This is a genomic window from Stenotrophomonas maltophilia group sp. Smal32 (assembly GCF_030237085.1).
GTDB lineage: Bacteria > Pseudomonadota > Gammaproteobacteria > Xanthomonadales > Xanthomonadaceae > Stenotrophomonas > Stenotrophomonas maltophilia_Q.
In genome coordinates, this window is the sequence record NZ_JASJSI010000055.1 from 1 (window position 1) to 21,468 (window position 21,468).

A 21,468-nucleotide genomic window follows, 5' to 3' on the forward strand; every position below is an offset into this window, starting at 1 on the left:
GCGCTTCGCACCGTGGTGTTGCCGGCGCAGACCCTGGTCAACGCCAACACCAGCGACCTGCGCGTTCTGCAGGCGGTGACGCCTGCGGTCGATCCGGCGCGGCTGCAGGCGCTGCTCGGTGAGCGCGACGCTGGCCATTGGCTGCTCAATCGCGGCGACATCGCCAACCGACTTCAACTGAGCAACGAACAGATGGTCGTGCTTCCCCTGGGTATCCATAGCGAGTGGTTCCTGGCCATCGGTCAGGTGCAGGCTGACGGCAGCGCGGTTGATTTTCGCGCGCTGCTCTGGCGCGAGTACCGCGACGATGGCGTGCGTGTGCAACGCGTGTGGACGAGGATCGGCGCATGACCGTGCAGATTCGGGTGCGCCTGCCGGCGCTTGAGCGTCTGCGCGCCGACAGCGCGGTGGACTGGGCGCAGCTGCACAAGGGCGAGGTGCTGGCGCACGGGCGCGACACGCTGGCGGCGCTGGGCCTGCGGCATCCGCAGGCCGCGGTGCATGCCTGCCTCGATCCGAATGACCTGATCCTGCTGGAACTGCAGCTGCCACCGTTGTCCGGGCGCCGCCTGCAGTCGGCGCTGCAGGGTGAGGTGGAGGCGATGCTGCTGGATGACCTGCAGGAGGTGGCGCTGGCCCACGGTGCGCAGGCGGCGGACGGCACGGTTCCTGTGGCCTGGCTGGGCCAGCAGGCGGTCCTGCAGGCCCAGCAGCTGCTGGCTTCGTGTGCACTGCGGTTGCAGGCGCTGTATCCGACGCCGCTGCTGCTGCCCTGGCAGGACGGCCATGCCACGCTGCAGGTCAGCGGCGAGCACCTGCTGGTACGCAGCGGGCGCGATCGGGGTTTCGTTCAATGGTATGGCGGACGGGATGCCTGTGCGGTGATGCAGGCGCTGGCCGTGCGCCTGCAACAGGCCGGCCTGCAGGCCGTGCCGTGGCTTGCTGGTGAGCCGGCGACGTGGCCGGTACGTCTGCGCGCCACTCGCATCCCCCATGAACGCCAGGCCTCTGGCCGCTTGCCAGGCAGGTCATTGCCTCTGCCCGGGGCGGGCCAGAAAGCGCCGCGGCTTGCGATCGGGCTGGCATTGGCGGCGATGTTGCTGGCCGCGCTCGGTCTGCAACTGCAGGTCTCGCGGTGGCGAAGTGAGGGCGAGGCCCTGCAACAGGACATGGCACGCCAGTTCAGCGCACGCTTCCCGGAGATCACCGACGTGGTGGACCCGGTGCTGCAGGCAAGGCGAGCACTGGCCGTGCCACTGCCGGCGCCGCCGTTGCCGCCGCTGCAGCGTCAGGTAGCCGGCATGCTGCAGGTGGTTCCCGAGCTGGCCGGGCAGGTGCGGAGCCTGCATTACCAGCCCGGGCAGCTGGACATGGAGCTGGATGCCGACGCCCAGGCATTGGCCGACGATCCGCAGCGGCTTGAGCATTGGCAGCAAGCGGTCCAGGCGCAGGGCCTGCAGTTGGCGCGCGAAGCCGGTGGACGCCTGCGGGTGAGCGGAGCTGGACAGTGACGACCCGGACCCTGCGGCTGGTCGCGGGAATGACGGGCCTGCAGCAGCGCTGGCAACGCCTGCCACCGCGCGACCGGCTGATGCTGTGGGTGATGGTGGTGGCGCTGCTGGCGGCGGGTCTGTGGATGTTGTGGCTGGAGCCGCTGCTGAAGCAGCGCACGCACTGGCAGGCCGAGCTGCCGCGGCTGCAGGCGCAGGCGCGTGTCCTGGCGCCACTGCTGCAGGCACGCGAGCGCCAGCAGCAGATGCAGGGGCAGCGCCCGACGATGGCCAGGTTGCGTGACGAAATCAAGTCGGCCGGACTCGCCGACGGACTGCATATCGAAGCGCGCGACGGGCATTGGCACCTGCAGGTTCAGGCGGTGCCCGCTGACGCGCTGTGGAACTGGCTGCTGCCCGTGCTGGCCGATCCGGCCATCGAACTGCAGCAGCTGCAACTGACACGCACAGGGGATGCGAACATGCCGGCGGCACGGATTTCCGGAAACATCGTGATGGCGCTCAACGTGGGTGCCCATCCATGAGGGTGATGCCCAGCCTTGCCTGCAGTACCGCACTGGCCCTGATCGTGTGCATGGCCCACGCACCGGCGCCGGTGCTGGCGCAGGACGCCCGCGATGAGCCGGTGCAGTTGAACCTGGTGGATACCGATATCGGTGGCGTGTTGCGCATGGCGGCACGCTTCACCGGACGCCAGTTCCTGGTCGACCCACGGGTGACCGGCAAGATGACAGTGGTTTCCGACGGCCCGGTCAGCCGTACCCAGGCCTACCAGTTGCTGCTGGGCGCACTGCGCATGCGTGGCTTTGCGGTGGTCGAGAACAGCGGGGTCAGCCGGGTGGTGCCGCAGGCCGACGCCAAGCTGCTCGGTGGCCGCGTGGGCAGCGGCGGTGCAGGGGGCGAGATCGCCACGCGCACCTTTGCGCTGCGCTACGAGAACGCGGCTGCGCTGGTGGCAGTGCTGCGGCCGATGATCAGCCCGGACAATCCGATCACTGCCAACCCGGGCAACAACACCCTGGTGATCACCGACTATGCCGACAACCTGGAGCGCATCGCACGGGTGATCGCCAGCGTCGACACGCCGACCGGCATGGACACCGATGTGGTGAAGCTGCAGCAGGGCATTGCCGTTGACGTGGCGGCGATGGTCGCGCCGCTGCTGGATGCGCAGGGCGCCGAGCCTACCCAGAAGGTGGTGGTGATGGCTGACCCGCGCAGCAACAGCGTGCTGCTGCGTTCCAGCAGTCCCGGTCGCACCCGCCTGGCGCGGCAGCTGGTGGAGAAGCTGGACCGCGCGCAGGACGAGTCCGGCAACCTGCATGTGGTCTACCTGCGCAATGCCCAGGCCAACCAGCTGGCCGGTGTGCTGCGGGGCGTGGTGGCCGGGCAGAGCGATGCACCGGCAATGGGCAGCAATGAAGGCATCACACCACTGCCGGGTGACGCCAACCGTTCCACGCCTGCGCAGCCGTCGCAGCCGCAGCAGGCCAAGACTGGAGGCAATGCGCTGGAATCGCAGCGGCTGGACCCTAGCCGGCGCGATCCGATAGATGCGGGGAGCACCGGCTTCAGCCAGAACGGGGTCTCGGTGCAGGCGGACGTGGCCACCAATACGCTACTGATTTCGGCGCCGGAGCCGGTGTACCGCAACCTGCGCCGGGTGATCGACCAGCTCGACCAGCGCCGGGCACAGGTGCTGGTCGAGAGCCTGATCGTGGAGGTCAACCAGACCGATGCGGCCGAGCTGGGCGTGCAGTGGATGCTGGGCAATGGCCGCACCTTTGGCGGCACCCACTTCGGTGGTGCCACCGGCGGCAGCGGGCTGAGCACCACCGCGCGCACCACGCTGGACGTGCTGCCCAAGGATGGCCTGAAGATCGGCGTGATCGACGGCACCATCAACCTTCCTGGTGTCGGCCAGATCCTCAACATGAAAGCGCTGGCCAACGCGCTGCAGAGCAAGGGCGGCGCCAACATCCTGTCCACGCCGAACCTGATGACGCTGGACAACGAGGCGGCCAGCATCATGGTCGGTCAGACCGTGCCGTTCGTCAGCGGCCGCTACGTGACCGACGGCGGTGGCGGCAGCAACAACCCGTTCCAGACCATCGTGCGCGAGGACATCGGCCTGAAGCTGCGGGTGCGCCCGCAGATTTCCGAGGGCGGCACGGTGAAGCTGGACATCTACCAGGAAGTCAGCAGCATCGACGCGCAGAGCGCGAACAGCACGGCCGGTATCATCACCAACAAGCGCGCCCTGGATACCAGCGTGTTGCTGGACGATGGCCAGATCATGGTGCTGGGTGGCCTGCTGGAAGACAGCGTCAGCCATGGCCGTGATGCGGTGCCGGGGCTGGGCAAGCTCCCGGTGCTGGGCGCCTTGTTCCGCAGCGACACGCGCAAGCGCGCCAAGACCAACCTGATGGTGTTCCTGCGCCCGCACGTGGTGCGCGACCCCGCCGCCGGCCAGCGCCTGACCCGCGACCGCTACGACTACATGCGCAACGCGCAGGCCGGCGCGCAGCCGGTTCAGAGTTGGGCGTTGCCAGCGCTGTCCGCACCACAGCTGCCGCCGCAGGACCTGTCTGTCCTCGGCCAGGGCAATGCGCGCGATGGGCAGGGTCAGCCGCTGCAGAACACCAGCCTGGCGGCGTTGTATCCGGCCGGTAACGGCGATGCCCAGCTGGTGCAGTTCGCGCAGGGGCTGGACCCGGCGCGTGCCAGCCAGGTCGTGGCACAGGTGCGGGCACTGGGCCTGCAGGCCTATGCCGAAGCGACGCCCGGCGAGAGCGGGCAACGCCTGCGCGTGCGATTGCCGCGCGATCCGTCAACGCTGGACCCGGCACTGCAGCAGCTGCGCGGGCTGGGCTACACGCCGGAACTGGTGATCGGGCCGTGAGCGCCACCGCGCCGCTGCCGTACGCCTGGGTGCGCAGCCATGGCGTGATGCTGTCCGAGGCGGGCGGCGAGCCTGTGTTGCTGGGCACCGCCGACACCGCGGCGTGGGCCGTAGCCGAACTGCGCCGCCGGCATGGCCCGCTGCCCTTCCAAGCGCTGGACGCCGCGACCTGGCAGCAGCGGTTGGGTGAGCAATACCGTGACGGCGGCGATGCCGCTGCCGTGGTCGGTGCCGCCGAAAGCGAAGTCGATCTGGACCGGCTGATGCAGGACATGCCGGAGGTCACCGATCTGCTGGATGCGCAGGACGATGCGCCGGTGATCCGCATGATCAACGCATTGTTGGCACAGGCTGCGCGCGATGGCGCCAGCGATCTGCACATCGAGCCGTTCGAGACCCATTCGGTGGTGCGCTACCGCGTGGACGGCACCCTGCGCGACATGGTGCAGCCACGCCGCGCCCTGCACGCAGCGCTGGTGTCGCGTATCAAGATCATGGCCCATCTGGACATTGCCGAGAAGCGCCTCCCGCAGGACGGGCGCATCGCGATCCGCGTGGGTGGGCGTCCGTTGGACATTCGTGTCTCCACGGTGCCGACCGGGCATGGCGAGCGCGCCGTGCTGCGACTGCTGGAGAAGGATGCCGGCCGTCTGCAGCTGCAGCGCCTGGGCATGGCTGATGACACCCTGGCCACGTTCACCGGATTGATCCGGCAGCCGCACGGCATCGTGCTGGTGACCGGCCCGACCGGCAGCGGCAAGACCACCTCGCTCTACGCCGCGTTGGGCCAGCTCGACAGCAGCACCAGCAACATCCTCACCGTGGAGGACCCGGTGGAGTACGACTTCGCTGGCATCGGCCAGATCCAGGTCAATGCGCGCATCGGCATGAGCTTCGGCACCGCGCTGCGCGCGATCCTGCGCCAGGATCCGGACACCATCATGATCGGCGAGATCCGCGACCTGGAAACTGCGCAGATTGCCGTGCAGTCGTCGCTGACCGGCCACGGCGTGCTGGCCTCGCTGCATACCAACGATGCGATCTCGGCGGTGACCCGCCTGGCCGACATGGGCGTGGAGCCGTTCCTGCTGGCCTCGTCGTTGCGCGGCGTACTGGCGCAGCGGCTGGTGCGGCGGCTGTGCATGCAGTGCCGGCGTGCCGAGGTGGACGGCGATGGCAGAACCGTGTGGCGCGCGGTGGGCTGCGCGGCCTGCGCCAACAGCGGCTATCGGGGGCGAACCGGCATCCACGAGCTGTTCGTGGTGGACGATCGCGTGCGTGCGCTGATCCATGAAGGGCAGGGTGAGCCCGCGCTTCGCGAGGCGGCGCGGCGTGCCGGCATGCGTACCCTGCGGCAGGACGGCCAGCGCTGGGTCGACTGCGGGGTAACCACGCTGGAAGAGATCCTGCGCGTCACCGGCGACGATTGAGGCCTGCATGGCACTGTTCGACTACCAGGCTGCCAACGCGCAGGGCCGCATCGAGAAAGGGCAGCTGGATGCCGACAGCCCACGCGGTGCTCGGCAGGTGCTGCGTGGGCGCGGGCTGACTCCTGTTCAGGTGAGTGCGGCGCGCAGTGCCGGCAGTGGCTGGGGCGCTCGCAGGCTGTCCGCGAGCGAGCTGGCCTGGGCCACGCGCCAGTTGGCCAGCCTGCTGGCCGCCAGCCTGCCGTTGGAAGGTGCATTGAGTGCGGTGATCGAGCAGGCCGAGCGCCCGCATGTTGCGCAGTCGCTTACCGCAGTGCGCGCCGATGTGCGCGGCGGCCAGCGCCTGACCGTGGCGCTGGCCGCGCGACCACCTGATTTCCCGCCGATCTATCGGGCATTGGTGGGTGCAGGTGAAGACTCCGGCGACCTGGCGCGGGTGATGGAGCGCCTGGCCGACTACATCGAAGAACGCAACGCGCTGCAGGCCAAGGTGCTGACCGCCTTCATCTACCCGGCTGCGATCAGCCTGGTATCGGTGGCGATCGTGATCTTCCTGCTCAGCTACGTGGTGCCACAGGTGGTGACGGCGTTCGTGCAGGCGCGGCAGACGCTGCCGATGCTGACCCAGGTGATGCTGGCGGCCAGCGCATTCGTGCGCAGCTGGGGCGTGTGGGTGGGGCTGGGCGTCGCTGCGCTGGTGGTGGCCTGGCGCTTGGCTCTGCGCAGGCCCGAGTTGCGCCTGCGCTGGGACGCGGTGCTGCTGCGGGTGCCGATGGTCGGGCGTTTCGTGCTGGGCGTGAACAGTGCGCGCTTCGCCTCGACACTGGCGATCCTGCTGGATGCCGGCGTGCCACTGCTGCGTGCACTGGAGGCGGCGCGACAGACCCTCGGCAACGCGCTGCTGGCGCGCTGCGCCGATGACGTGTCCGCACGCGTGCGCGAAGGGGCTGCGTTGGGTGCGGCATTGAAGGTACAGAAGGTGTATCCGCCGATCCTGGTGCACCTGGTGGCCAGTGGCGAGAAAACCGGTTCGCTGGCACCGCTGCTGGATCGCGCCGCGCAGACGATCTCGCGTGAGATCGAACGTCGTGCGATGGCGCTGACCGCACTGCTGGAGCCGACCATGATCCTGGTGATGGGCGGCGTTGTGCTGACCATCGTGCTGGCCGTGCTGATGCCGATCATGGAAATGAATCAGTTGGTGCAGTAGATCCACGCCATGCGTGGATACGTCGTACGGCCCGCGTGGTGGGTGATCCATCCACGCATGGCGTGGATCTACTGACATCCTCAACCCCTTGGTGCAATGATGCGCAAAGCGCATCACGGGTAGAGTCGACTGTTAGTCGACTAGCGCGCAGAGCGCGTGCTTCGTACTGCTACTGCGGGTGAAGGGTAGTCGACTAACAGTCGACTCTACCCAGTCGGCTCTAGCCGGCCGATTCCATCAGTCGATTCCATCCAGCCGATTCTCCACACAATCCTCCACACCTTTTTTCGATCTTCCACAGGTTTCTTAAGCGGCCTGTCATCGGCGGCGACCAGCATAGCCACGTCGCCGCAGAGTGGGCTGGGAGGCCCTCGGCGGCAGCAGGCGTGTAGTGACCGTTCCTCCCTCGGTGTTTCCCTTCGCAGTAAACCCTTCAGGAGAAGATCATGAACAAGTACAAGACCCTGGCCGCGCTGGTTGCCACCGCGCTGCTCGCCACCGCCGGTGCCGCTTCGGCCCAGTCGCTCGTGCAGGGCGGCGGCGCTTCGCTGCCGGCCAAGCTGTACAAAGGTTCCTCGGACAGCATCCTGCCGTCGACCTTCAGCTATGAAGTGACCGGTTCGGGCACTGGCAAGCAGGCCTTCCTGGAAAACAAGGCTCAGCTGTTCAATACCACCGGCACCGTGCATTTCGCCGGTAGCGACTCGGTCCTGACCGACGCTGAGATCACCGCCTACACCGCCAACTTCGCCCCGACCTACGGTCCGCTGATCCAGATTCCTTCGGTCGGCACCTCGGTGACCATCCCGTTCAACAGTGCCGGTGGCAACCTTGATCTGAGCGTCAGCCAGCTGTGCGGCGTGTTCTCGGGCAAGATCACCAACTGGAGCGACGTCGACAGCAGCCGTTCGGGCCCGATCACCGTCGTCTACCGCAACGAGAAGAGCGGCACCACCGAACTGCTGACCCGCTTCCTCGCCAGCGCCTGCTCGGCCGCTGACACTGCCGGAACCAACCTGATCGGCGGCAAGTTCAGCACCACCCAGGAGTTCTGGAAGCAGTTCTCGGCCCTGCCGGTCAACTTCGTGACCGCGTCGGCGCTGGGCAGCCAGCCGCTGTACGACAAGGTCTATGCCACCACCGGCGGCATCGGCTACATCGGCCCGGACGTGGTTCCGAACCTGGATGACGCGACCAAGATCGCCAAGGTCCGCGGCTACTCGCCGAACGATCCGAGCGTTCAGGCGACGCTGAACACCGTCGCCCCGCCGACCGGTGCCGCTGCCAACGATCCGCGCAACTGGGTGCCGGTCTTCACCAACCCGCCGGCCGTCGGCTACCCGATCGTGGGCTACACCAACTTCGATCTGGGCCAGTGCTACAAGACCACCGCTGTGGCCACCGCGCTGCGCAGCTTCCTGCTGGGTCACTACAACGGCAACAACGATGCCGCTTCGCGTGCCCACGGCTTCGTTCCGCTGACCGCCACCTGGCGCGATGCGATCCGTACCCGCTTCGTGGTTGCTGGCAGCACCGCTGGTCTGAACAACCCGAGCACCTGCGCCGGCCTCGGCCGTCCGTAATCGCTCGCAGGGCTTACTTCCAGGCCTGAACAGGCGCCGGCAGCAATGCCGGCGCCTTCTGCGTTCCGGCTCCCGCGCGTTGCCTTCTTGATGTCGGCTTCACGCTTTCGATCCCGTCTAACAAGGGCAGGGCGAGTGATGCCCATCTTCCAGACAGCGCCGCGACGGCGGCCACCCAACCAGGTTGAAGAGGTTCCGATGTCGCACCCACTCACGACCGCATTCCGCCCGTCCTCACCGCGCCGCAACCACCCCATGGCGTGGGCTGTCGCTGTTGCGCTGGGTACGGCAGTGGCGCCGGCCAGCCAAGCCCAGCAGGCGTTCAGCCCGGGCTGGTTTGCCGACCGTGGCGCGGCGCAGGGTGCGGCTGCACAGAGTGGACGGATGCCCAATGGCGTACCCATCCAGTTCCAGTTGCCCGCGCAGCAGCAGGACGCCGCGCGGCAGAAACTTCAGCAGTCGATCGACAACCTGGGCACCGCAGCGCAGGCCATCGCGCTGCAGCAACGGCTGCAGGAGCAGGCCCGTCAGGCACGGCGCGACGCTGGTTTCGTGGTTGCCGACGGCCTTGGCAAGGACGGCCTGAACGTTGATGAGAATCCGTTGACCCGCGGCTGGATCAACGCGCGACAGGCCAGCCAGTCACAGGGCAGTGACGGACGCGTACTCGTCAGTATCGAACAGACCGCCGACAAGGCCATCCTCAACTGGGAAACCTTCAACGTGGGTGGCAATACCACCCTGAACTTCGTGCAGAACCCGGATTGGGCGGTGCTCAACCGCGTCAATGATCCCAATGCGCGCCCCAGCCAGATCCTGGGTCAACTCAAGGCGGATGGCACCGTCTTCGTGGCCAACCGCAATGGTGTTGTCTTTGGCAACAATAGCCAGGTGAACGTCCGTAATCTGTTGGCTGCCGCCGCGCGCATCAGTGATACGCAGTTCAACGAGCAGGGTCTGTACAGCGTCAATGCGAGTTCGGATGCACTTATCGATGCCTTCGGCAAGGTAATGGTCGAGCGCGGTGCCCGCATCGCCACGCACGAGCCCAACACGGCCACCCGTGGCGGCGGCTATGTACTTCTGGCAGGCCGCAGCGTGGAAAATGCGGGACAGATCGAAACGCGCAAGGGCCAGGCGCAGCTCGCCGCCGGCGACAGTTTCGTGATCCGCCGCGGCGTCGGCACGGCACAGAACACGTCCTCCACCACGGCGGGCAATGAGATTGCACCCCGCTTCGTGGCGGGTAGTACGGCTGGCGATGTCCGCAACAGTGGCTTGATCCAGGCGCGCGAAGGTGACGTCACCCTCGCCGGGCGCACGGTGCAGCAGGCAGGCGTGGTGGTGGCGACCAGCACGCTGAACCATCGCGGCACGGTGCACCTGTTGACGTCCGCTGCTGACAAGAAGGGCAGCGTTACCCTCGCCGAGGGCTCGACCACGGCGATCCTGCTGGAGGATGACGGCAAGACGACGGCGTTGGACAGTCAGCGCCAGGCATTGCTGGAGCAGTCGGCGCTGCAGGACGGGGTGCGCAGCACCGTAGCGCAGGGCGCGTTCGACAACCTGTCCCGCCTGCAGGACCGCCGTGACCAGTCGCGCGTGGAGATCGTGTCGGGTGGAACCGTGGAAGCCCAGCGTGGATCGCTGACGCTGGCGACCGGCGGGCAGGTGGTGGTGGATGCGCAGCAGCGTGCGCTGCTGGCCGACGGAGCACGGTTGGACGTGTCCGGCGCCACTGGCGTGAATGTTGCGATGGAAAGCAACCAGCTGGAAATCAACGTGCAGGGCAATGAACTGCGCGATTCGCCGGACAACCGCGATAGCGGCAAGCTGGCAAGCACCAAGGTGTGGGTCGATCGCCGCGGGCTTGTCCAGCTCCCCGCCGGAACCGGCGGCAGTGAAGGTGAGCGCTGGTATGCCGCCGGTGGCTTGCTGGAGGTGGGTGGCTATCTGGGCAACCAGGGGCATTCGATCGGCGAATGGGCGGCGCAGGGTGGTACCGTGCAGCTGGCCGCCAGCGAAGTGGTCAGCAGCAGCGGCTCCCGCATCAACCTCTCCGGGGGAAGCCTGGACGTAGCCAGTGGCACGATCAGGCAAAGCTGGTTGCGTGGCAACGATGGCCAGCTGTACCTGCTCGATGATGCACCGGCCGATCGTGGATTTGCCGGCCTGTATCGAGGCTACGAGCTGGAGCAGGCGCGATGGGGCGTCACCGAGGCATGGCGCAACCCCCTGATTGGTGCGGAATCGCGCTACGAGAACGGATATACCGTGGGGCGTGACGCTGGCCGGTTGCTGGTCTCGGCGCCCACGGCGGTCCTGGAAGGCAAGGTTGATACTGCGGTATTCAATGGTTCGCGGCAGGTCCGTGCGCCCGGCAGCAACAGTGATGGCTATACGCAGTCGCAGACAGCGGTGGGGCGGGGGGCCCAGCTCTGGCTTGGACGTTTCGATGGCAGCGGCCGCAACGCCGCGTTCGACTCGCAGGTGCGCATCGGCAAACCCGCCGCGGCTGCGGGCAGCTGGAGCCTGCAGGGCGCATTGGATGAAAGCCGGCGCAACACCGTATGGCTGGATGCCGACCAGCTGAGCGCGCAGCAATGGGGCCGGCTGGATCTGGCCAGCTCGCGCAGCATCACGCTGGAAAGCGCCCTGTCGTTGGCCGAAGGTGGGCAGCTGAACCTGGTGGCAGGGCGCGTGGACATCAATGGCTCGCTGCGCATCGCCAGCGGAACCCTGACTGCCAGCAACCTCCTCGCCGATGCCACCGGCAGGATGCAGGTGGTGCAGGCCAACGGACGTGGCGTGATCACGCTGGGTGCGGAGGCGGTCGTCGACCTCGATGGTCGCTGGACCAACCAGCGCCTTGACGAGGCTGCCGGAGGTGTGCGTCCGTGGATCAATGGAGGCCGTGTCAAGATCGAGAGCAGTCACGACGTGATCGTCGCGGCGGGCAGCCGCATCCGTGTCGATGGCGGCGGCAGCGTTGATCTGAACGGCAAGGTGAGCGGTGGCAAGGGCGGCGACATCGCATTGCTGGCGGACAGCAGCCAGGTAAGCACCGATGGCAGTGGACGCCTGGAGCTGGCAGGACAACTGAGCGGATTGGGCAGCAGTGGGGCCGGTACGCTTCAGCTGGCGACCGGCGGCCATGTCGTACTGGCAGACAGCGAACCTGGCGAGGGCAGCTTGTGGCTGTCTCCAGCGCTGCTGCACAGTGGCTTCAGCCGCTACGACATCAATGGTCATGCCGGGTTGGACGTCGCCGCGGGAACGCGGCTGAACGTGCTGGCCCCGAGCCTGCGGGTGCGCGAGGGTGCGGCCAGCGCAACGTCCGCGGACGAAGGGCTGCAGGCGTGGACGGCTCCGCTGTATGAGGCCCAGCCCGCCACGGGTGGGGTGACGCAGCGCCGTGGTGCCAGCGTGCTGCTGCGGTCCCAGCGCAACACCACCGGTGGCGATGTCCGCATTGGTGAGGGCGCCGTGGTCCAGGTGGATTCCGGGCAGTCGATCGAGCTGCGCGGTGCCGGCAACCTGGACGTGGCCGGGGCGTTGATTGCCCGTGGCGGCAGCATCCTGCTGGATGACGTGCGGGACCGCCTGCAGCGCTACCAGATTGGCGGCGTGCCACTGACCTACCGCATCGGCAGTGGTGCGGTGCTTGATGTGTCAGGGGACGGTCATGCCGAGCGGGACGCCAGCGGTCGCTATCAGGGCCTCGTGCACGCAGGCGGCAGCATCGGCATCGGCGGCACTCTCGATTGGGAGTCGCGGGACGGACTGGAGAACCGTCCACCCGATGCCTTCGTGGTAATCGAGCGAGGCGCCGTGCTGGACGCATCGGGCGCCCGCGAGACGCTGACCGTGCAAGGCAAGGGTGACCAGACCGTTGCCAGCAATGGCGGCACGATCACCCTGCGCTCGGCCAATGGCCTTTACCTGGATGGCACACTGAAGGCTGCCGCCGGTGGCGCGGGTGCCCAGGGTGGCACGCTGGGTATCGCGTTCGGTGGCGGTCTGTACGAACCTGGCGCCAACGCGGGTGCCGCAGAAACCGGGCCGCGCGCGATCACGCTTGTGCAGCAGGATGGCGCCGCCAACCCTGGCGGCCCGGAAGCCCTGCAGTTCGGGCGCGCCCAGCTCTCGGCGGCACAGGTCCAGTCTGGCGGTTTCGATCACCTTTCACTGTTTGCCGACCTCCGCGCGCAAGGCGATGTGGATCTGCGCCTCGGCCAGAGCGTACGCCTGTATGGCCTGAGTGACGCAGCGATGGGCATGGCCGAAGGCAGCGCGGCGGGCGCCGGCCTGCATTTCCAGGCCCCCTACCTTCGTCTGGCGCAGGCGCGCTGGTTCCGTGAGACCTCCAACAATCCCTTCGTTGCGCCGCGCGCGCCTCGTGCCAATGGACAGGGCCATGCCTTCACGGCATCGACGCAGCTGCTGGAGGTACGTGACACGGTCGATCTGTCTGCATTCGGCAATGTGAATCTTGCCAGCGCGGGTGACCTGCGCCTGCTTGCCAAGGTCAGTGGCAACAGCAACTTCTTCGACACGCAGCTGCTCGGGTCGTCCAGCATGGACATCACCGCTGCGCAGATCTATCCCGTTGCAGGCACCAAGGGGCGCATCGCGGTCTCGATCTACGATGTGCTGGGTGGTCGCAATGACTGGACGGACTCCAACGGCATGCTGCGCATCCGCGCCAGCGGGGCCGTTCCGGCCGTGGTCGATTCGGTGTTCGGCACGCTTGCACTTGTCGCGGCGAAGGTCGAGCAGGGCGGGGTGGTGCGTGCGCCACTGGGCCAGCTCACACTTGGTGGCATGGGCCCGCAGGGAACCGGCTCCCGTATCGACCTGCTGCCCGGCAGTGTGACATCAAGCAGTGCGGCTGGCCTGAGTGTTCCTTTCGGAGGAACGGTTGACGGCCAGCGCTGGCGCGTCGACGGCAACGACTTCACCCCCGGGCTGATCGGCATGATCAACAGTGCGGCGTCGGCGGGCATCAACCTGGTCGGGAACACGATCGACATCGCCGACGGCGCGCTGCTGGATCTGTCCGGTGGCGGCGAGCTGACCGGTGCCGGCTTTGTCAGTGGCCGCGGCGGTTCGGTGGATGTGCGCAGGCACGCGCTGGCGGAGGCGAATCCCGCCTATACCTTCAGTGCCAGCAGCAATGGGGTCTACGCCATCGTTCCCAGCCATGGTGGGCAGGTCGCGCCGCTGGGCCTGTCCGATGGCAGCAGCGATCCTGCCATCGGCCAGCGCATAACGGTTCCTGAAGGCGTACCCGGGCTGGCTGCGGGCACCTATACCCTGCTGCCGGCTTCCTACGCACTGCAGCCTGGCGCGTTCCGGGTGGAGGTGGGCGCGCAGGGCACCCGGCAGGCAGGCGCTACCGCAACCGGCACCGGGTCCTGGCGGGTGAGTGGACAGCAGGCGCAGGGCCTTGGCCCATCGGCATCGCCGCTCTGGACGGATCTGCTGCTGACACCGGCGGAGGTGGTGCGCCGACATTCCGGTTACAACGAAACCAGCTACAACCAGTTTGTACTGGATGATGCGAGCAGGCGCGGCGTGGCGCGGGGCCTGCAGTCGGTGGATGCGGGCACCCTGCAGCTGAACCTGGGAGCAGGCGCGGGACTGGCGGCGGAAAGCGCGCTGCGGATGCAGGGTGCCACCCGGTTTGCCGCAGCCGCTGGAAGCAAGGGTTTCGGCGGTACGGTGTCGGTGGTGACCAGCAGCGGATCGCTGGAGATCCTGGCAGTGGGCCAGCGTGCAGTCTCAACCAGTGGAGCGGCGCTGTTCGCCGACGCGCTGACGGCGCTGCAGCCATCGCGCTTGATGATCGGCGTCACGCTTCGCCCCAACGATAGCCTGTTGGGGACGCTCAACGTCTCGGCACCGGGCAAGGGTGTGCTCGTGCGCTCTGGCGCATCTCTGCTGGCGCCCGAAGTACTGCTGGGCACAGGCACTGGAGGGGCTGGCATCGTCGTCGAACAGGGTGCGACGATCAGCTCGGTGGGTCGTGGCCGCCCGGCATACGATGCAACCGATGGCTACCTGATGAAGCTGGATGCGAACGTCGGCCTGCTTGCGGTCTCCAATGGGCAGACCAATCTGCTGTCGGGCGGAGCCGGAGCACAGGTTGCGATCGACATCGGTGCCTGTCAGAGCGGAAGCTGCAGCGGGCAGACCCGGTTGCTGTCCGAAGGCAGCATCAACGCCAGCACCGAGGGCGGCTTCCAGCTTCGCGACAACGTGAGTTACGGAACGCGCCGGCTGGGGCTTTCGATGACATCCATCAACCTCGGTGATGCCACTGCCCTGCAGGCGGCGGCAATTCAAGGGGCGCTTCCACAGGGGCTGGCACTGAACCAGCAGACGTTGCAGCAGCTGCTGCGCGGCAATACGGCGGCAGGTACGCCAGCGCTGGAAACGCTCAGCCTGACCGCGCGTGATTCGATCAACGTGTTCGGAAACGTCGACCTGGATACGCGTAATCCGGCCACAGGCAACAGCAGCCTGCGCGAGCTGGTGCTGGGTGCGCCGGCCATTCATGGCTATGGCAGCGCCGGCGATCAGGCGCGGATTTTCGCCGACACGCTGGTGTGGGATGGCACCCAGGCACTGACGACGAACTTCACCGACAGTACACCGCAGGCGCCAGGAGCGCCGATGGTTGATCGTCTTGGCCATGGCCTGCTGGAGATCAGTACCCGTTCGTTGATCCTGGGCCGCGCGCCCTACACGCGACCCAGTTCGGAAGTGCCCGCGAACCGCCAGATCCTCGGCTTCGATGGCGTGACTCTGCGCGCTTCCGAGCAGGTGCAGTTTGCCGGCAAGGGCGGGCTGGACGTGTATCAGACCCAGGGGCCATACCAGGCAGGCAGTGGCTGGCAGTACAGCGGGGGTGCACTGGACATACAGGCGCCTCTGCTGACCGGCGCGGCAGGCGGTCGCCTGCAGGTGCGTACCGGCGGCGATCTTCGCATCAGCGGAGCTGGCCATACTGCGAGCAATGATCTGCTCGGTGCCGAACTGGACCTGAAGGCGCGCAACATCCTGATCGACTCCACGCTGGCCCTTGCATCGGGCCGTCTGCAGGCGACGGCGACCGGCAATCTGACGCTCGGTGGCAACGCCGTTGTCGATGTGGCGGGACGTCGGGTGCGCATGGATGACCTCGACAAGTACAGCTGGGGTGGCGATGTTGAACTCACCGCCGAACAGGGGGATGTGCTGGCTGGAGCCGGGTCGCGCATCGATGTGTCGGCGCTGAACAACCGCGGCGGCCGGATCAGCATCAACGCTCTGGGCGAAGGCTCAGGCCGGGTTGAACTGGTCGGAACGCTGCGCGGCAGCGCGAGTGGGCGGCTGGCAATGGGTGGCAGCACCGTGCCGTATGACAGCGGCGAGCTGATGTTGCGCGCACAACACCTGGGCGATTTCTCCGAACTCAACCGCCAGCTGGACGAGGGTGGCTTCCATGGCACGCGCAGCTTCCAGCTCAAGCGGGGTGACCTGACCGTGACCGACACGGTGAAGGCCCGCAACGTGGCACTCAGCCTCGATGGCGGCAGCCTGCGGGTGAATGGACGCATCGACGCCAGTGGCGAGCAGGTGGGCAGCATCCGCCTGTCGGCGCGTGACCGCCTGCAGGTGGACGCCGAGCTGGATGCACACGGCAGCGGTCTGCGCGTGGACAGCTACGGCAAGATCATCGACAGCACCAACCGCGCCCTGGTGGAGTTGACCAGTCGCGAAGGCGAGGTGGTGCTGGGTAGCCGTGCACGGGTGGATCTACGTAGTGGTACAGCAGTGCCGGCAGGCGCGGCGCCGGGCCAGAATGACGGTGTGGCACGCGGTACCTTCACTCTCAATGTGCCGCGTCGTGGCGTTGACGACGCAGCCGTGCGCGCCGATGCGGGCGTCGAGGTAATGGGCGCACGCGACGTGCTGGTCAATGCCTTCCGCCGATACACCGACGCGCCCTTGGCGCTGACACCCGATGTCAATGGTCAGCGGCCGCAGCAGATCACCCAGCAGTGGCTGGACACGGTGGTCGACCCGCACAACCAAGCCTGGATGAATGCCGCCCTCGGCAATGCCGACCTTGCCGCGCGCCTGGGCGCGCTGGGCAAGGTTCGGCTACGACCAGGCGTGGAGATCGTTGGCCAGGTGTCCAGCGACAATCCCCGCGGCAGCCTGACCGTTCGCGGCGACCTGGATCTTTCCGGCTACCGGTACGGTCCGCAGGCCAACCGCAGTGATCCCACCCGTCGCGGCTTTGGCGAGTCGGCCGCGATGGTGCTGCGTGCTGCGGGTGACATCAACATCTATGGCAGCATCAACGATGGCTTTGCGCCGCCACCGGCCAGCCCGGATGAGGCAGGTTGGCTGCTGGGTGAAACCGCCGATACCAACACCACGCGCATCACGCCGCTGGGTGGCGACATCGTGGTACCCATCGATGGCGTGACGCTGCAGGCCAGGACGCGCTTCCCGAAGGGAGCTGTCCTGAACTATGCGATTCCTTTCGCACAGACCGATTTGCCTGCCGGCACGGTGCTGCCGGCGGAAATGCGGCTGGGTGGGCGCCTGCTGTTGCCGGCGGGGATGGTGTTGCCGTCCGCGGTAACGACCGCCGATGGCACGGTTCTGGCCGCCGGTACGCTGCTGCAGCAGCCGTTGCAGCTGGTCGCCGGTGACCGCCTCGGCGCGGGCTTCCGCCTCTCCAGCAAGGCAACCCTGGCTGCGCAGCAGTGGCCGGCGGGCGCGGCACTGCCCGAGGCCATGGAATTGTCCGGCGCGATCGCGCTGGCCCCTGGTTCGCTCATTCCTTCCATGACAGCAGTGAAGCTGGCCGATGGAAAGCCGGTGAACCTGCGTCCGGCCGATGCCAGCGGCAGCCAGGGGCGCAACTGGGCGCTGGCCCCGATGCTGCCGGAAGGTACGACTTCCTGGGACGTGTTGGCCGTGGCCGGTGCCGACACGACCGCGGCCGACCCGCGCCTGCGCCGCCCCGGCGCGGATGGTGACGTGGTGTTGGCCGACAGCCACTACGGCACCATCACGACCGTCCACAAGACCAGCGAGTGGGTGGGTGACAAGGTGTTCAGCGAGCAGGGCTCCATCGACATGTGGGGTGATGCATCGCGTGCGGGCATTCCGATCAAGGATGCGGCCGCCGAACTGGGCATGAGCGAGGAGGATCTGTGCAGCTTCGGCCCCTACTGCGAGCCTGCTCCCCGGCTGGTGGACAAACAGGGCTCGCTGGACTGGCTGGGTGACGAATCCGCGGTGGGCAGGTCCGCCAAGGAGTTCGCGGCGATCTTCGGGATGACCGAGGCGGAATTCTGCGCCAGCGCCGGCTACTGCTACGGTGGCGGCCAGCTGATCGAGAAGACCACCTACGGCGCGAAGACCGCCACGCCGTTGTGGAGCGTACTGCGTACCGGCAAGGGCGATCTGCAGCTTCTGGCGGCCCGTGACGTGCGCATGATGTCGGGCTACGGCGTGTACACCGCTGGTGCCCCGACCTCGCTCGGCAATGGGCGTGAGGCGGCCTTCAACCCACAGCGGGCGGCCGCGCCGGGCCAGGACAATCTGCTGGGGCCGACGCGCTTCGACACGCGTTACGACGCGGCCCTTGGCGCCTGGCAGGCGTGGTATCCGGACCACGGTGGCAATCTGACCATCGCCGCCGGTCGCGACGTCCGTGGGGACCTGTGGGATGCGGAAGGTGAAGTTGGCTTCGAAACGCCGCTCGGCTCGTACGGCGAAGTCGCCGGCTACGCTGCCGGTGCGGTGGGCAACTGGCTGTGGCGGCAGGGCAACGACGCCAGCGCGGCAGCGAAGTCCTCCGCCACAAGCTGGTGGATCAATTTCGGCGCCTATACCTCGCGCCCGTCGCTGACCGGCCCCCGCATGGTCGGTTTCGTGGGGTTCGGCACGCTGGGCGGTGGCAATCTGACGCTGGAAGCGGGAGGCAATGCCGGTGCGACGAAGAACTTCGGCGCCATGAGCAGTCGTGCCCGCCATTCGGATGGCGTGGTAGCGGTTGTTGGTTCGACCGGACGCGTTGATGCGGACGGCACGGTGCACCTGACCGGCGGTGGTGACCTGTCGGTGCGGCTGGGCGGAGCGCTGAACCCGAACCTGGCAGCAACGACAACGTCGCCGGCGGCGAACACCCCGAACCTTCCCCTCGCAGGGACGTTGGTGAATCTGCGTGGGCATATGCAGGTGGAGGCAGCGCGCATTGGTGGCGTCGCCACGAACGAGAGCCACTACGTGGCCCCTTATGCGGGCCTGCGGCAGGAAGATCCGTTCCGCGCCCAGATGGGCGAGGCGATGGGCGGGCCGGTCCTGGTCCTCGGTGACTCGGTGGCGACCCTGCAGGCGCGCGGCGACGTGGTGCTGGCCGGTGTGGCCGATGCCGGCCGGGTGCCGGTTGCCAATTTCAACGCCCTGTCGCTTGGGGACGGACGTACCGCAGCGGCCAGCAGCTGGTTCTCCCTGTGGACGGCCAATACGGCCGTGAACCTGATCGCCGCCGGCGGTGATCTGGCGCCCGGCCAGCAGAGCGGCACCACCCGCCCGGTGCTGGTGAACGGCGAACTGTTTGCCGAGCAGCTCCCGCTGCTGGAAGGCGGCGACGTGCGCTACTGGTTGTATCCGTCGCAGCTGAGGATGCTGGCGGCCAGCGGCAGCATCCGCTTGGGGAAAACCACACAGGTAACCGGGTATGACGTGCTGCTGGCAGCGCCGTCGGCCAATGGGGCGGTGGAGGTGCTGGCCATGGACTCGATTCTGGGCCAGCCGCAGGGCGCCCAGATCAGCAGCTCCGGCGCGGACATACGATTGCCATCGCCGTTCGCACCGGGCTACACCGCAGTGGCGGGCACCACCGTGATCGGGAATGCGTCCGCCGACGGCGTGACGGTGGATCCGCAGGCGCAGTTGCCACTGTTCGCATTTGGGCCCAATGCCCTGCTTGGCAGTGGAATACGCAGCGCCGCCAGCGCGCCAGACCGCTTCTATGCTGTGAGGGGTGACATTGTTGGCCTGCGCACCGGAAGCCAGTGGTCGTTGGCCAACCCTGCCGGTGCGCGGAGCCAGCTGAACTGGATCGATGTAGCATCGCCGGTCAGGGTCAAGGCTGGCGGAGATATCCTGGTATCGAGCATCGGCGCGATAAACAATTCGCCTACCGATGTTACGGTCGTCCAGGCGGGACGTGACGTTGTACGCAGCACGGTGCGCGTGGCCGGGCCTGGCAACGTGGAGGTGAGTGCGGGCCGGCAGCTGCGTTTCGAGGATGAGGGCAGCGTGACCACCACCGGTGGCCTGATCCAGGGCGATACCCGCCCGGGCGCGAGCGTGTCGCTCACCGCAGGAAATCGGGACATCGATTTCGATGCACTGCGCGCACGCTATCTGCAGTCCGGGAGTCTGGCGGATCCGGCGCAGCCGCTGGCATCGCAGCCCGGAAAAGTTGTGAAGATCTACGACAAGGAGTTGAAGCAGTGGCTGCTGCAGCGGTTCGGCATGAGTGTCGAGGGGGCCGATGCATTGACTGCGTTCGACGCGCTTCCGAGCGAACAGCAGCGCATCTTCCTGCGCCAGGTCTATTACGCGGAACTGCGTGAGGGTGGGCGCGAGTACAACGACGCCGAGAGCCCTCGATTCGGCTCCTACCTGCGGGGACGCGAAGCCATCGCCACGCTGCTGCCCGACAGCAATGCCAATGGGGCGAGCCTTGTGCGCACGGGTGACATCGTGATGTATGGCGGTTCCGGCGTGCGCACGCAGGCTGGCGGCAACATCGAGCTGATGGCGCCCGGCGGGCAGATCGTGGTGGGTGTGCAGGGCGTCGTGCCCCCGTCGACAGCAGGTCTGGTAACCCAGGGGCAAGGCGATATCCGGTTGTTCAGCCAGGACAGCGTGCTGCTGGGCCTTTCGCGCGTGATGACCACCTTTGGCGGCGACATCCTGGCCTGGTCCGAGCAGGGTGACATCAATGCCGGGCGTGGTTCGCGCACCACGCTGGTGTATACCCCGCCGCGTCGTGTCTACGACACCTGGGGCAATGTGGTGCTGTCTCCGCAGGTGCCGGCCAGCGGCGCAGGCATCGCCACCTTGAACCCGATTGCCGAAGTGCCGCCGGGCGACGTCGACCTGATCGCGCCGCTGGGCACCATCGATGCGGGCGAGGCCGGCATCCGTGTCTCGGGCAACATCAATCTGGCCGCGCTACAGGTGCTCAACGCGGCCAACATCCAGGTGCAGGGCGAGAGCAAGGGCCTGCCGGTGCTGGCAACGGTCAACGTCAATGCGCTGGCATCGGCCAGTGCGGCAGCGAACAGTGCCAGCCAGGCCGCACAGGACGTGATGCGCAAGAGCCAGGACGACGCACGGCGCAACCAGCCGTCGGTGATCAGCGTGCAGATCCTCGGTTTCGGCAGTGGCACCAGCAGCATCAACCCGCCGGCGCGTGGCAACACGGCCAACAGCGGCTATGACGCCAACAGTGCTTTCCAGTTCCCACAGGCCAGCCGCGACGAGGGCACGCAGCGCCGGTAGCCCTCTTGCAGCCGTGCCGACCAACGGTCGGCACCCACCTTAGATCCACGCCATGCGTGGATGCGATCGGGCCGGAAGAACGGACAGCATCGGGCCAGCCGCCACGGAACGGTGGCGGCCCCAGCCAGGACGGCACGGAGGGCAGGGAGCGGCCATCAGCGGTGAGGACCACCGACACGGCGCCGCCGGGTGCAGGAGCGCGCCCGGCGGCAGGCGCGACGCGCGAATGTGTCACGGTAGGTGCCGA

8 protein-coding genes are annotated in these 21,468 nt (G+C 67.4%); all 8 read left to right on the forward strand.

Translation table 11 applies throughout. The annotated features are described in order from the left end of the window. A partial coding sequence (locus QRO91_RS13870) for a type II secretion system protein GspK (RefSeq protein ID WP_285310435.1) occupies positions 1-351 on the forward strand: 351 nt, incomplete at its 5' end. Then, a complete protein-coding gene (gene gspL / locus QRO91_RS13875; protein WP_285310436.1) occupies positions 348-1,511 on the forward strand; it encodes a type II secretion system protein GspL in 1,164 nt (387 codons plus the stop codon). The genes QRO91_RS13870 and gspL, both read left to right, overlap by 4 nt. Beyond that, on the forward strand, positions 1,508-2,035 hold the full coding sequence (gene gspM, locus QRO91_RS13880; RefSeq protein WP_197619309.1) for a type II secretion system protein GspM: 528 nt from the start codon (positions 1,508-1,510) through the stop codon (positions 2,033-2,035). The genes gspL and gspM overlap by 4 nt, the downstream gene beginning before the upstream one ends. Further along, a complete protein-coding gene (gene gspD / locus QRO91_RS13885) occupies positions 2,032-4,413 on the forward strand; it encodes a type II secretion system secretin GspD (protein WP_049431553.1) in 2,382 nt (793 codons plus the stop codon). The genes gspM and gspD overlap by 4 nt, the downstream gene beginning before the upstream one ends. After that, positions 4,410-5,843, forward strand: a complete 1,434-nt coding sequence (gspE, locus tag QRO91_RS13890; RefSeq protein WP_197619305.1) for a type II secretion system ATPase GspE — start codon at positions 4,410-4,412, stop codon at positions 5,841-5,843. Before gspD ends, gspE begins: the two co-directional genes overlap by 4 nt. 7 nt (positions 5,844-5,850) lie before the next feature. Further along, positions 5,851-7,050, forward strand: coding sequence for a type II secretion system inner membrane protein GspF (gene gspF / locus QRO91_RS13895; protein WP_285310437.1), 1,200 nt, complete (start codon positions 5,851-5,853; stop codon positions 7,048-7,050). 446 nt (positions 7,051-7,496) lie between these two features. After that, a complete protein-coding gene (locus QRO91_RS13900) occupies positions 7,497-8,633 on the forward strand; it encodes a substrate-binding domain-containing protein (protein ID WP_197650149.1) in 1,137 nt (378 codons plus the stop codon). A gap of 198 nt (positions 8,634-8,831) precedes the next feature. Then, positions 8,832-21,221 (forward strand): filamentous haemagglutinin family protein, encoded by a 12,390-nt coding sequence (locus tag QRO91_RS13905; protein ID WP_285310438.1) that lies wholly within the window; start codon positions 8,832-8,834, stop codon positions 21,219-21,221. Positions 21,222-21,468: the final 247 nt, after the last annotated feature.

Excerpts from the sequence above, each read along its gene's own strand:
- gspL (WP_285310436.1), top strand. The coding sequence starts at position 348 with ATGACCGTGCAGATTCGGGTGCGCCTGCCGGCGCTTGAGCGTCTGCGC.
- gspD (WP_049431553.1), top strand. The coding sequence starts at position 2,032 with ATGAGGGTGATGCCCAGCCTTGCCTGCAGTACCGCACTGGCCCTGATC.
- gspF (WP_285310437.1), top strand. The coding sequence starts at position 5,851 with ATGGCACTGTTCGACTACCAGGCTGCCAACGCGCAGGGCCGCATCGAG.
- QRO91_RS13900 (WP_197650149.1), top strand. The coding sequence starts at position 7,497 with ATGAACAAGTACAAGACCCTGGCCGCGCTGGTTGCCACCGCGCTGCTC.
- QRO91_RS13905 (WP_285310438.1), top strand. The coding sequence starts at position 8,832 with ATGTCGCACCCACTCACGACCGCATTCCGCCCGTCCTCACCGCGCCGC.